General features: G+C 55.9%; 11 protein-coding genes. 8 read left to right on the forward strand and 3 right to left on the reverse strand.

Annotated elements, in window-relative coordinates; translation table 11 throughout:
* Both ACTG33_RS07770 and ACTG33_RS07775 read right to left on the reverse strand, forming a co-directional pair.
* The coding region (locus ACTG33_RS07770; protein WP_439134634.1) for an inorganic phosphate transporter at positions 1–1011 on the reverse strand (1011 nt) is incomplete at its 3' end.
* Between the two features lie 62 nt (positions 1012–1073).
* Entirely contained in the window at positions 1074–1754 is a 681-nt protein-coding gene (locus ACTG33_RS07775; protein ID WP_439134635.1) for a TIGR00153 family protein, read from the reverse strand.
* A 347-nt stretch (positions 1755–2101) separates the two neighbouring features.
* Between ACTG33_RS07775 and ACTG33_RS07780 the strand changes: the two genes are divergently transcribed.
* Both ACTG33_RS07780 and glnE read left to right on the forward strand, forming a co-directional pair.
* Positions 2102–3877 (forward strand): GspE/PulE family protein, encoded by a 1776-nt coding sequence (locus ACTG33_RS07780; RefSeq protein WP_439134636.1) that lies wholly within the window; start codon positions 2102–2104, stop codon positions 3875–3877.
* A 70-nt stretch (positions 3878–3947) separates the two neighbouring features.
* The gene (gene glnE / locus ACTG33_RS07785) at positions 3948–6932 is read left to right on the forward strand and encodes a bifunctional [glutamate--ammonia ligase]-adenylyl-L-tyrosine phosphorylase/[glutamate--ammonia-ligase] adenylyltransferase (RefSeq protein WP_439134637.1); all 2985 of its coding nucleotides are present in this window, start codon (positions 3948–3950) and stop codon (positions 6930–6932) included.
* Positions 6933–6948: 16 nt separating this feature from the next.
* On the opposite strand, the gene ACTG33_RS07790 is transcribed toward glnE, so the two are convergent.
* On the reverse strand, positions 6949–7947 hold the full coding sequence (locus tag ACTG33_RS07790) for a branched-chain amino acid aminotransferase (RefSeq protein ID WP_439134638.1): 999 nt from the start codon (positions 7945–7947) through the stop codon (positions 6949–6951).
* A 353-nt stretch (positions 7948–8300) separates the two neighbouring features.
* Here ACTG33_RS07790 and waaF point away from each other — a divergent pair, with 353 nt between their 5' ends.
* From waaF to ACTG33_RS07820, 6 genes are all read left to right on the forward strand, one after another.
* Positions 8301–9335 carry a lipopolysaccharide heptosyltransferase II gene (waaF, locus tag ACTG33_RS07795; protein ID WP_439134639.1) on the forward strand — a complete coding sequence of 345 codons (1035 nt, stop codon included), beginning with the start codon at positions 8301–8303 and terminating at the stop codon, positions 9333–9335.
* 64 nt (positions 9336–9399) lie between these two features.
* Positions 9400–10395: a lipopolysaccharide heptosyltransferase I gene (waaC, locus tag ACTG33_RS07800; protein ID WP_439134640.1), complete on the forward strand. Its 996-nt coding sequence runs from the start codon at positions 9400–9402 to the stop codon at positions 10393–10395.
* Between the two features lie 8 nt (positions 10396–10403).
* Positions 10404–11537: a glycosyltransferase family 4 protein gene (locus tag ACTG33_RS07805; protein ID WP_439134641.1), complete on the forward strand. Its 1134-nt coding sequence runs from the start codon at positions 10404–10406 to the stop codon at positions 11535–11537.
* The gene (gene rfaP / locus ACTG33_RS07810) at positions 11534–12370 is read left to right on the forward strand and encodes a lipopolysaccharide core heptose(I) kinase RfaP (RefSeq protein ID WP_439134642.1); all 837 of its coding nucleotides are present in this window, start codon (positions 11534–11536) and stop codon (positions 12368–12370) included. The genes ACTG33_RS07805 and rfaP overlap by 4 nt, the downstream gene beginning before the upstream one ends.
* Entirely contained in the window at positions 12367–13113 is a 747-nt protein-coding gene (locus ACTG33_RS07815) for a lipopolysaccharide kinase InaA family protein (protein WP_439134643.1), read from the forward strand. The genes rfaP and ACTG33_RS07815 overlap by 4 nt, the downstream gene beginning before the upstream one ends.
* 74 nt (positions 13114–13187) lie before the next feature.
* Positions 13188–13578 (forward strand): lipopolysaccharide kinase InaA family protein (locus tag ACTG33_RS07820; RefSeq protein WP_439134644.1); only part of this gene is annotated, 391 nt, incomplete at its 3' end.

A 13578-nucleotide genomic window follows, 5' to 3' on the forward strand; every position in this document is an offset into this window, starting at 1 on the left:
CGTAATCTTCTTGCCGACGGTAGCAATCACCTTCCAGCCATAGGTAGCCAGACCCACAACAATACCAATACCCCCAAGCAGTAAAATCCAGCTGGGCATGACAGTGTTTGCCGCGACAGCGCCGCTACTGATGACGCCGTACACCGCCGCCAGAGGGCCAACTGCGTTGGCGACATCGTTGGAGCCGTGCGCGAATGCCATAGAACAGGCAGTAAAGATCATCAGGATGGCAAACACCCGCTCCACACTGGCGAAGCGGCTGTCTTCGTTGGCTTCATCTTTGATGTTACGCAACATCCATACCCCGATCGCCGTGACCAGCAGGCCGAACAGTATGGCGGCTCCGATACTTTGACCGAAAGACAGGGACATGCCGGCGTCTTTAAGAACGTGTTTGAGACCTTTGAGTATGGTGACCATGGCCATCAAAAAGCCCACGGCAAACATGTAGATGGGGATGTAGCGCTTGGCGTTCTGGAAGGGATTGTCGGTATTGAGGATCAGGCGTTGCACACTGCGGAACAGGAAGAAGCTGATGGTACCGGCCAGAAGCGGTGAAACAACCCAGCTGGCGACAATGTTGGCGACCTTGCCCCAGGCGACGGCGTCCGGTGAAATACCTACCGCGGCGAAGCCGACAATGGCGCCGACGATGGTATGGGTGGTTGAGACTGGCCAGCCCAGTATACTCGCCACCAGTAACCAGGTGCCTGCCGCGAGCAGGGCAGACATCATGCCAAAGACCAGAAGTTCCGGTGTGTCCGTCATGCTGGCGGGATCGATAATCCCTTTGCGGATGGTGGAGGTCACCTCGCCGCCAGCCAGATACGCCCCCAGGAATTCGAACACCATGGCAATTAAAATCGCCTGCTTGATGGTCAATGCACGGGAACCAACGGAGGTGCCCATGGCGTTGGCGACGTCATTGGCACCTACCCCCCAGGCCATGAATACGCCAAAAATGCAGGCGAGGATCAGCAGGGTCTGACCGTGTTCAGCAAGAATGGACATGAAGTAAAGTCCTCTATTATTTCATCAGTTAGATTGTGACCCGCCGCCGCAACTGGTCGGCGTTAGCGGGCTAAGAGAAGTTGCAGTCGGGAGCCGACTTTTTGCGCGCGGTCAGCGACGTCGCCAACCCACTCAATGACACGGTATAAAAACATGACGTCTACCGGGGGAAGATCCTTCTCCACTTCAAACAAATTACTGCGCACCGAAATTTGCAGTTGGTCTGTCAGGTGTTCCAGGCGGTCAAGCTCTTCAATCAGCTTGGCGATCATGGAAATTTCGCGACCACTGAAACCGGTTTCCAGCAGTTCACTCAATTCCTTAATGGCTTTTAGGGCCTGAGCGGAGGTGGCAATAGTGGTCGCCACAAATTCCTGCATGTCCGTTTCGATGGCTTTGGGAATGGACATTTCACGTCCCAGCATGATGCCGGCGATGTCTTTGGCGCGGTTGGCCAGGCGGTCCTGAACTGACAGCAATTCCAGCAAGTCGGTTCGGGGGACTGGCAGGAACAGGCTTTTGGGCAGGTGCAGACGAATTTCTTTTTTCAGCTCGTCGGCACGATTCTCAAGTTCGCCAATACGCTGTTGGACGGTGGCTGCGGCTTCCCAGTCATCCGCTTTGACAGCGTCAAAAAAAGGAGACAACAGCTCTACGGCCTGGTGGGCCACCGCCATATGCTCCTGAATGGGCTTGATGGGGGATTTTCCAAAAAGGTTTCCGAGTGGGTTTGCAATAGGCATGGTAAGTCTCCCTTGGCTTGCTGCGCGGAGTATAAAGAGTGAGACGAAAGAACTCATTAAAAAAATGAACTTTTCGTGGCAGTTTTATGACTGTTCTGCGCAATTACTCGCCGATCTCTGGGAGGCCGTTGGTATCACTGCGCAGCGTTTGTGGCTACAATCCCTGTAAAACCAGCAGCTTACGTGTAAACCGAGTGGCGGAAGTAAGTCATTACTTAACGGGCCATTCATTTAAGAATCTCTGCTGATCTGCGTCTGATCAGTTTCGTGATAACGTATCAGCTGGTCATGGCGCGTAAGCCGTCATAGCCTATAAGCAGTCATAACGTATATAAGAAGGGTGTTGCATGAATGTTCCGGTGGCGGTCGAGCGCACAGTCGATTTAAGGAATTTGCTGGATGATCTGGTGGCAGACAGCAGGATCACCCAGCGAGACGCCAATTTCATCGCCGGACAGAGTCGCACTCGCGAACAGGCCACCATGCACCCTCTTACCTACATCGCCAGTCAGCGACTCGATGATCATCAAAAGCCGGGGCGCGCACTGGATGAACAGGTATTGTCCCAGTGGCTGGCTGAGAAAGCCTCGCTGGAGCTGGTCCACATCGATCCGCTGAAGATTAACGCCGCGGATGTCACCGAGGTGATGTCCTACGCCTTTGCCAAACGTCATGGCATTCTCTGTGTGCAGATGACTCAGGATGAGATCGTGGTGGCCTGCAAGCAACCTTATCTGGTGGAGTGGATTCCCCAGTTGGAGCATGTTGCGCGACGTCAGGTAAAGCGTGTGTTTGCCATGCCGTCCGATGTCGAACGCTACATGGTGGAATTTTACACCTTGTCGCGATCCATCTCCGGAGCCTCGGGGTTGGCCGGTGCGTCCAACGTCACCAATTTTGAGCAACTGCTGGAGCTGGGGGCACTCAAAGACCCCGAGGCAAATGATCAGCACATCGTCAATATCGTCGATTGGTTGCTGCAATACGCCTTCGATCAGCGCGCCAGTGATATCCACATTGAACCGCGCCGCGAAGTGGGCCGAATCCGCTTTCGCATCGACGGTGTTTTGCATCAGGTCTATGAGTTTCCTTCAGCCATTACCACGGCGGTCACCAGCCGTTTAAAGATTCTCGGACGGATGAACGTCGCCGAGAAGCGCAAGCCACAGGATGGTCGGATTAAAACCAAGCGCCCCAATGGCAGCGAGGTGGAGTTGCGGTTGTCGACCTTGCCGACAGCCTTTGGCGAGAAGATGGTGATGCGGATTTTCGATCCCGATGTGTTGTTGCGCAGTTTTAATGAGCTCGGCCTGACTGGCGACGACTACGCCCGCTGGCAGGGCATGATGAGTAAGCCGCACGGGATTGTGCTGGTGACGGGCCCCACGGGTTCCGGTAAAACCACCACGCTGTATTCTTCATTGAAATCATTGGCCTCCAGCGAAGTGAATGTCAGCACCATTGAAGATCCTATTGAGATGGTGGAAGAGAGCTTCAATCAGACTCAGGTACAGCACAATATCGAACTGGACTTTGCCGCTGGCGTGCGCACGCTGATGCGACAAGATCCGGATATCAATATGGTGGGCGAGATCCGCGATCTGGAAACCGCGCAGATGGCGGTGCAGGCTGCCCTGACCGGTCACCTGGTGATTTCCACACTGCACACCAATGATGCCGCCACCGGTGTGACCCGGCTGCTGGATCTTGGCGTACCCTCCTATCTGATTCGTTCCACCGTGATTGGCATTATGGCTCAGCGTCTGGTGCGCACGTTGTGTCCTCACTGCAAAGAGGCGGTGGAGGTGGACAAGAGCGCCTGGCTAGAGCTGGTTAACCCCTGGAAAGTTGCGACCCCGAAAGTGATGTATCAGCCGGTGGGGTGTCTGGAATGTCGCAATACCGGCTACTTCGGTCGTCAGGGGGTTTATGAAATCATGCCGTTGACGGATACCTTGCAGCCTTTGTTGAGTGATGACTGTGATTTGCTGGATCTGCGCAAGCAGGCCATGCGCGAAGGCATGCGCACGCTGCGTCTGTCTGGCGCACAGAAAGTGGCTCAGGGGCTGACCACCATCGAAGAGGTGATGCGAGTGGCGCCACCGGCAGACGGCGGCCGTTAGGCCATCCGTCTCAAATCTCCTATCCTTCCTTATAGTTGTTTGTTTTTCACTGCGTTTTAACGGAATGTCTATGTTGTCTTTTGATTCAATTCCCGCCCGCTTTCACCCGGTTTTGCAGCGTCAGCTGGCGCTTTGGCAGGATCGTGCCAGCGACGATCAAGCTCAGAAACTGAACGATTGGGTGTCGGCCAATCCGGAGTCGGCTGGGCAGCTGGCGAAATTATGGGTGACCAGCGACTACGCGGCCCAGGTGGCTGTGGATCAAATGGATCACTTCCTGTTGTGGTTGGCGGCAGAGCCTTTTGCCCATGAGCTGACTCAAGAGGAAATGGCTGGTCAGCTGACGCTACGGTTGGCAGAACACAAGCTCGACGTGAGTAATGACGACTTTGCGCCAGATGACAAAGAGTTTGACCGTCAATTGCGCCGTTTCCGCCGCGATATGATGCTGCGTATTCTGTGGCGTGATTTCTGTCGTTTGGCGGACATGAGCGAAACCACGCGGGATATGTCCCATCTGGCGGAAGTGACGATTCAGGCGGCGATCGCGTTCCACCATCATCAGCTTCAGGGACGCTTTGGCATTCCCACGGGCAAGTACAGCAACACCCCGCAACCTATGGTGGTGCTGGGAATGGGTAAGCTGGGCGGCTTCGAACTGAATGTCTCGTCGGACATCGATTTAATCTTCACCTATCCGGAATCGGGCGAGACGCAACCCGGTGATACCGGCGCAAAGCGTTCGATTTCCAATCAGGAATATTTCATCAAGCTCGGGCAAAAAGTCATCAACAGTCTCGATACCGCCACTGGCGACGGGTTTGTCTTCCGCGTGGACATGCGCCTGCGCCCCTACGGCCAAAGTGGCGCGTTAGTTCTTAATTTCGATGCCATGGAGGAGTACTACCAGACTCAGGGGCGGGAGTGGGAACGCTACGCCATGATCAAGGCGCGTGTGGTGTCCGGTGAAATCATGCCCGGTGGCGAGCAGGCTGGTGAGCAGCTGATGGATTTGCTGCGGCCGTTTACCTACCGTCGCTATCTGGATTTCAGCGCCATTGACTCCATGCGCGATATGAAAACCCTGATCAACCGTGAAGTACAGCGCAAGGGCATCAGTACGGATGTGAAACTGGGTGCCGGTGGCATTCGCGAGATTGAATTTATCGTGCAGGTCTTCCAGATGATCCGCGGCGGCAAGGATGTGCGTCTGCGCGAGCGACAGGTGCTCATTTTGCTGCCACTGCTGGAAGAAGAGGGCTTTTTGCCAGAGGGCGCCGCCGCCGAGTTGAGCGAGGCCTACATCTTCCTGCGCAACACTGAACACGGTATTCAGGGTTATCAGGATAAGCAGACCCAGTCGCTGCCAGTTGATGAGCCGGATCAGGAACGTCTGGCCTGGCTGATGGGGTACGACAGCTTCGAGGCGTTCCATGCCCAATTGGCGGTGTATAGGTCAGGTGTAAACGCTCACTTTCAAGATGTGATTGCCGAGCCTGAGGACAGCAAGCAAACCGATGATGACTTTGCCGAGTGGGAGCCGCTCTGGCCCAAGCAGTCGGGACCGGATGACGTCTTGCCTGAGTTGGAGGTTTACGCTCAGCAGTTGCAGGACAAGGGCGTTGTTGAGCCGGAGCAGGTGGCGGAGATTCTGTTGAAACTGCTGTCGAGCCGCTCCTTGCAAACCATGCAGTCCGACGGCCGCACCCGTCTCGATGCGCTGATGCCACGTTTACTGGCGCTGTTGAGTGAGCTGCAGGAGTCCGCGGAAACCCTGCGCCGGATCTTGGTGTTGGTGGAGGCGGTGGTCAGACGTACCGCTTATTTGCTGTTGTTGGTTGAGAACCCCGATGCCCTGCGGCAATTGGTGCGCCTGTGTGGCGGTAGCAGCTGGATTGCCGATCAGTTGGCTCAGCATCCGGCGTTGCTGGATGAGCTGCTGGATCCGCGCAGCCTTTACAGTCCTCCGGATAAAAATGCTCTGCGTGACGAGCTGCGCCAACAGGTGTTGCGGGTCAGCTGGGATGATCTGGAAGGGCAGATGGAAACCCTGCGCTACTTCCGCATGGCCCACGGATTGCGGGTAGCCGCCAGTGAGGTGACGGATGTTCTGCCGCTGATGAAGGTCAGTGACTACCTGACCTGGTTGGCGGAAGTGATTTTGGAGCACGTATTGAATCTGGCCTGGCAGCAGATGGTAGAGCGCCACGGCCGTCCGCAGCCCTTGGAGGGTCAGCCGGAGCCGGATTTTGTGGTGGTGGGTTACGGCAAGCTGGGTGGCATCGAACTGGGACACGGTTCGGACCTGGATCTGGTGTTTATCCACGATGCCGATGCCAGGGGACACAGCGACGGCGAGCGCTCCATCGATAACCAGACCTTCTTTACCCGTCTGGGGCAGAAGATGATCCACATCCTCAACACCCAGACCATCTCTGGCAAGCTGTACGAAGTGGATATGCGCCTTCGGCCATCCGGTAATTCCGGCTTGCTGGTGAGCTCGCTGACCGCGTTTGAGAAATACCAGCGCAATGAGGCCTGGACCTGGGAGCATCAGGCGCTGACCCGCGCCCGTGTTGTGGCCGGCGGGGAGCGGCTGACCGGAGAGTTTGAGTCTTTGCGCAATAACCTCTTGCAGCAAACACGGGATGACGCGGCGCTGAAAAAAGACGTGGTGGAGATGCGCGAGAAAATGCGTTCACATCTTGGAACCAAGGGCTCTGAAGAGAAGAAGGCGGAGCAGTTTCACCTCAAACAGGACGCCGGAGGCATTGTCGACATTGAGTTTTTGGTGCAGTACGCGGTACTGGCCTGGGCTGTGAAAGCGCCTGAGCTGTGCCGTTGGAGTGACAATATCCGGGTGCTGGAAACCTTGAAGGCGGTCGATCTGCTCAGTGACGAAGAGGCCGATCAGCTGATTGAAGCTTATAAAGTGTATCGCTCGGCAGGCCATCGTCTGGCGTTGCAGCGTCAACCCGGTGTTGTGGGCGGCGGTGAGTTTCAGGCTGAGCGGGAGAGTGTGAAGCGGATCTGGGGGCGTTATTTGGGGGCATGATCTGCCCCCGCGAACATTAAATACTGGTGAGCCAGCCGTGTGTGTCTTCGGCTTGTCCCCACTGGATGCTGTTCAGGGTCTGACGCAGCTTGGCGGTGGTGGCGCCGGCCTTGCCGTTGCCAACCTGATACTCCTCGCCTTTGTGCAGCAGTGTGCCCACAGGGGTTAAGACTGCGGCGGTGCCTGACAGAGCGGCTTCGCAACCGGGTTTGCGGCTGCGCTCAAGCAGTTCCTCGACACTGAGATCGCGCTCTTCCACTGTCATGCCGAGATCCCGGGCGATGGTCAGCAGTGAGTCACGGGTGATGCCGTGCAGGAAGCTGGAGTCCAGTGCTTTGGTGATCAGGGTGTCGCCATCGATCAGCAGGAAGTTGGCAGCGCCGGTTTCCTGCACGTCTCCGTTGGGGCAGAACAGGATCTGATCCACGTTGAGGTCGCGCTTGGCATTCATGGTCGGCAGCAGGGCGCTGGCGTAGTTGCCGCCGCTCTTGATGCGTCCCATATGAGGGGCGCAGCGCATGCCGTCCTCTTCCAGCAGCAGGCGCAGGGTTGTGTCCGAACCGCCGGCGAAGTAATCGCCTACCGGAGACACCAGTACATACTGCATGGAGGTCAGCGAAGGCCCTGCGGCTTTACCAATCGCCGGTTCGGTGCCGATGTGCGTAGGGCGAATGTACAGCGAGCCGGGCGCTTCCGGGGCCTGATCGGCAAAGCGGGCGACCACGTCAACGATCATGTCCCGGGTTTGTTGCGGGTCAATGGCGGGCAGAGCCAGCAATTCCGCGCTCTGGGCAAAACGGGCGATGTTGCAGTCCATGCGGAAGATCTTGACGCTGCCATCCGGATGACGAAAGGCTTTCAGCCCCTCAAAACAGGTGCTGGCGTAATGCAGAACGTGGGCGCCGGGATGCAGGCTGAGGCTGTCACTGGGTACCAGTTTGTGAGCGCCCCACTGTTCACCGTCAAATTCAGTCAGAGCCATTTCTGGCATGAAAACACTACCAAAGGCAGTCATAGGGAACCTCAGAAACAGGGTCAATAGGAGTCGTTACAGTGATCAGGGTATTCAGCTTGCCAAGTAAGCGCACGGGTGTTGCGCGGAGGGCGCTGTACGAATCCATGAGGGGGCCGTCGAATCGGTATCAGTCGGCACAGTTCACAGCACATGCATTCATTGCATGGGTACAGACGCGGTGCAAAGATGCCGGTAAGCATCGTGCAAAAAGCCTGAGAGCGGGAATTGTAATGAGCCTACTGAAAAATTGGAATACCGTAGCCTCTTTAAACCGCACTTTTACTGACCTTTACAGGCGACTGGGGTATGATGCCGGGTTTTATTTTGCCGTGGGATGACCGGGTAGCGAGCACATGGGTAACAAGCGAATTTTGATCATCGGACCTTCCTGGGTCGGCGATATGTTGATGAGTCAGTCGCTCTATCGTCAGCTCAAGGCTCAGCATCCTGAGTGCGAAATTGATGTGCTGGCGCCGGACTGGTGCCGGTCGGTGATAGAGCGCATGCCGGAGGTGGCCAACTCGATTGCCATGCCGGTGGGGCATGGCAGCCTGCAGTTTGGGGTGCGTAAGCGCTTGGCGGCGGTGCTGGAAAAGCGTGACTACGATCAGGCTATCGTCCTGCCTAATTCGCTGAAGTCGGCTCTGGTGCCCTGGTTGGCGCAGATACCGCTGCGCACCGGCTGGTTGGGCGAAATGCGTTATGTACTGCTGAATGATCCGCGCAAGCTCAATAAAGACGCTTTTCCGAGGATGGTAGAGCGATATGTAGCCCTGGCAGGGCCCGGTGTGCGCCGTGCGGAAGAGTTGCCGGAGATTCTGCCTCCGCAGCTTCGGGTGTCTGAGGCTGATCAGCTGGCAGCTCTGGAAGAGTTTTCGCTGCCAGCGGAGCGCCTGATCGGCATTTGCCCCGGCGCGGAATTTGGCCCGGCCAAACGCTGGCCCGATTACCATTACGCTGCGTTGGCCAGTCGTCTGATTGAGGATGGCTGGCAGATTGCCTGTTTTGGCTCGGCCAAAGACGCTGAAGTCGAGGCAGAGATCCGCTCGCAACTACCGGAAGAGCAACAATCCTCTTTCCATGGCTTGGCGGGACTTACCACTCTGCCGCAGGTGATTGATCTGTTGGCCGCCTGTGACGCTGTCGTCACCAATGATTCCGGCCTGATGCATGTGGCGGCAGCAGTGAATACGCCGCTGGTGGCTCTTTACGGTCCCACCAGTCCAGACTTTACCCCGCCACTGAGTGAAAAAGCCGAAATCATCCGTCTGATTGATGGCTATCTGAAAATTCGCAAGGGCGATGCCGATCTGGGGTATCACCAAAGCCTGATTGATATACAGCCAGCCAGTGTGCTGGAGGCTCTGGAACGAGTCTTAAATCGATGAATGTGTTGAAATTGATAACCGTACTGAAATTTGCGAGCGTGTTGGCCCGATGAGAGTGCTGATAGTGAAAACCTCTTCCATGGGGGATGTGATCCATACTCTGCCTGCCCTGACAGACGCCAAGAGCGCCTGTCCCGGCATTGAGTTCGACTGGGTCGTGGAAGACAGTTTTGCCGAAATTCCCACCTGGCACCCGGCGGTGAGTAACGTGATTCCGGTGTCGATACGTCGCTGGCGCAAAGAGATATTCAAAACCATCGGCTCAGTGGAGTGGAAGCAGTTTCGTACACAGCTGCGCAAACACCATTATGATTTGGTGATTGATGCACAGGGCTTGCTGAAAAGTGCCTGGGTTGCGCGGCTGGTGAAAGCTCCCGCAGCGGGTTACGACAAGCACTCCGTGCGGGAGAAACTGGCGGCTCTGGCGTATCAGCACCAGTACAAGGTGCCCACTGAAATGCACGCTGTGGAGCGGATCCGCCACCTGTTTGCTCAGGCGCTGGATTATCCCAAGCCGGAGGGCAAGGGCTCCTACGGCATTGATCGCAGCCGCTTTTGCAGTGTCACACAGGAAGCCACCAATGTGGTGTTTCTGCACGGCACGACCCGTCACGACAAGCACTATCCTGAAGAGTATTGGAAGCAGTTGGCGGAAACGCTGACCGCCCGAAATATCCGCGTGCGCCTGCCCTGGGGCAATAAAGATGAAAAGCGACGCGCCTACCGTATCGCCGGAGATAACCCCAATATTCAGGTTTTGCCTAAACTGAATCTCAACGGGGTGGCGGGCGTTCTGGCACAGGCTACGGCCGTGGTGGCAGTGGATACAGGGCTGGGACACCTGAGTGCCGCGCTGGATATCCCCACCGTGTCGCTCTACGGTCCAACCAGTCCGTTGCTCATTGGGGCTTACGGTGAGAATCAAATTCACCTGTGCGCCAAAGACTGTAAACCGGTGGAGTACGTTGCCGATCCCGACATCTTTTCCCCACTGACCACTGACCTGGTGCTCGAAGCTTTGCAGCCTCTGTTGCCTCCGTCAGAATCCGTGGCTTGTTGAGCGTTCCCATGAAGCTGGCGTTTTGCCTGTACAAGTATTTCCCTTTCGGTGGTTTGCAGCGGGATCTGCTGCGCATTGCCGAAGCCTGTCATCGGCGCGGGGCTCAGATTCGGGTGTATACCTTCAGCTGGCAAGGCGAGTGCCCGGACTGGATCGATCTGTGTGAAGTGCCGAAACAGGGCTGGAGCAGTCAGGGGAAAAACCGTCATTTTACCCGCTGGGTGCAGGAGCACAGAGCTGCTCATCCTGTGGATTGCCTGATTGGTTTCAATAAAATGCCGGGGCTGGATGTCTACTACGCGGCCGATGGTTGTTATGAGGCGCGGGTAACCGAGCTCTACGGTTCGCTGTATCGGTTGGGCGGACGTTACAAACATTTCTCGGCATACGAAAGAGCCGTTTTTGGGGCGGACAGTTCGACGGAAATTTTGATGATATCCCAGTTGCAGGTGCCGATTTTTCAGCGTTTTTACGATACGCCGGACGCGCGTATGCACCTCTTGCCGCCGGGCATTGCCCGCGACAGAATCGCACCGGATAACGCGCTGGAGCTTCGCCAGACATTCCGACAGGAGTTTGGTCTTTCGGATGACGAGCGACTGCTGCTGATGGTGGGTTCGGGGTTTAAAACCAAGGGCGTGGATCGCAGTGTGGAAGCCTTGGCCGCGCTGCCGGAGCCGTTGCGAAGCAAAACCCGTTTAATGGTGATTGGTCAGGACAGCCCTGGGTCGGTGCAACGTCTGGCCCGTAAACTGGGCGTTGAGTCGCAGTTTCAGGTGTTGAGCGGTCGCGACGATGTGCCGCGCTTTATGCAGGGGGCGGATCTTTTGATTCACCCGGCGCGTCACGAAAACACCGGCACCGTGTTGGTGGAGGCCATCGTTGCAGGTCTCCCGGTACTGGTCACCGATGTGTGTGGTTACGCCCACTATGTGTCCGACGCGGAGATGGGGCGTGTCTTGTCATCCCCCTTCGATCACCAGTTATTGACCCGGGCACTGGCGGAGCTACTGGCAGTGGCTCACGAGCAACGGCCCCAATGGCGCGAGAAGGGCGCCGAGTTTGCCAACCAGGTGGATGTCTACAGCATGCCGGAGGTGGCGGCTGATCATATTCTGGAATTTGCAAAGGCCGGGGTATGACCGTGTATTTACGCGAGGAATTCCAGCGCCTGTGGCAGGGCAAAGATCCGTTCGAAATGGTGGAAGCCATCGAAGGTGATGTGTACCGTGAACTGGATGGTCGTCGCACGCTACGCTTTGAACTCAATGGCAAAGGCTATTTTCTCAAGCTGCACCGCGGTGTGGGGTGGGGTGAAATCTTTAAAAACCTGTTTCAGGCGCGACTGCCTATTCTGGGCGCTGCCCACGAAAAAGCTGCGATAGAAGCCCTGCAGTCAGTGGGGGTGGGCACCATGACCACGGCCGCCTTTGGCCAGCGGGGAGGTAATCCGGCAAAGCAACTGTCTTTTATCATCACCGACGCCATTGAGCCGTCCGTATCACTGGAAGATCTCGCGCTAGAGTGGCGAAAAACACCGCCCTCCCTGATTCAAAAGCGCGCCTTGTTTGATGCTGTTTGCCAGATGACCCGCAAGATGCACGGGGCCGGGGTTAACCACCGCGATTTCTACATCTGTCATTTTCTGCTGCGTGACCGTGATTTTACCGACTCACCGGATCTGGCCATTATCGATTTGCACCGCGCCCTGATTCATCAGCATCTGCCCTATCGCTGGCGGCTAAAAGATCTGGCCAGCCTCTATTATTCAGCGTTTGATGTGCCGCTCACTCAGCGTGACAAGTTGCGCTTTATCCGTGATTACAGTGGTCGCCCGCTGCGTGAAGAACTATCGGATCAAACAAAGTTGTGGCGCGAGGTCGAGCAAAAAGCACAGACGCTCTACGCCAAGGCCCTGCGCAAAGGCATCGTTGTGCAGGATGACACACGAGCTGCCCGGGATGAGCTGCCATGAGCTGGTTTAACGACGTTAATCAAAGTCTTCCTGAAGCTCATCAGGCTTTTGCTTCACTGGATGCCGTGTGGCAGCTTCAGGGCAAAGTCATTACCACCAGTTCCCTGTGCGAGGTGTTAAGGGTAGAGCTGGATGGCAAAGGCTATTACGTCAAGCGCTACCGCAAGGCGGGTGAGAATGCCCTGGGAGCAATGGTTAAATCCAAGGCCCGGCGCGAATGGGAAAACCTGATGCGGTTTAAGCAGTGGGGGTTGCCAGTGGCTGAAGTGGTTGCCTGTGGTGAGGAGTCTCTCTGGTCGTGGCCGCGCCGGGGGGCACTGGTAACGGCAGAAATTGAAAACTCTAAAGACCTGGCTTGGCTGGCCGATCACGATTCTCCCTTATTACAGCAACCGAACTGGGTGGACAGCGTCAGCCGACAAGTAGCGCAGGCCTCTGCGGTGATGCATCAACACAGCTTTGCCCATAACGACTGGAAGTGGCGCAATATTTTAGTGGCTGGAAGCGAGCAAAACCCTCAAATCTATATGATTGACTGCCCAGCAGGGACTTTCTGGTGGGGGCCATTTTTTGAATACCGCCGAATCAAAGACATTGCCTGTCTCGATAAGATTGCTCAGAGGGTGCTTAATAAAAAGCAGCGTATTCGGTTTTATCAGCAATATCAGAATGTGAGCAAGCTGTCGCCGAAGCATTGGCAGGATATTGCAAAAATCCTTCGTTTTTTTAAGGGAAGGGAATGATTGGTGCGTTGCATGGTATGGACTGTACAGGGGAACGTGACAGTCAGAGGTTAACCTAAGGAGTAAGAAAGGACATGAAGGAATATATCGCTGCGGAATACCTTGCGGCATTCAGGGATTGTAAATTGGAGGGGTTTGATGATTTATGGGCCCTGGATTTGCCAACTGTTGATCAACCAAATACTGAGCGGGGCGGCTGGAGCAGTGTGTGCCGTTTTGAGATTGACGTTGCCGGTCAGAGTGTTGGTTTCTACTTGAAACGACAAAACAACCATTGCAGCTACAGTTGGCAAAGGCCATTTGGCGAACCTACATTCGCACGGGAGTTCCGCAATATACGTCACTACCATGAATTAGGTCTGCCTGCGCCGGAGGTGGCGTACTTCGCTGAACGTAAATCTCGCGTCGGGAAACAGGCTATTTTAATGACGCGGGCGCTAGACGAGTTATGTCCTTTGTCGGATA

The organism is Pseudomaricurvus sp. (assembly GCF_965662505.1).
In the GTDB taxonomy this organism is placed as follows: domain Bacteria; phylum Pseudomonadota; class Gammaproteobacteria; order Pseudomonadales; family Cellvibrionaceae; genus Pseudomaricurvus.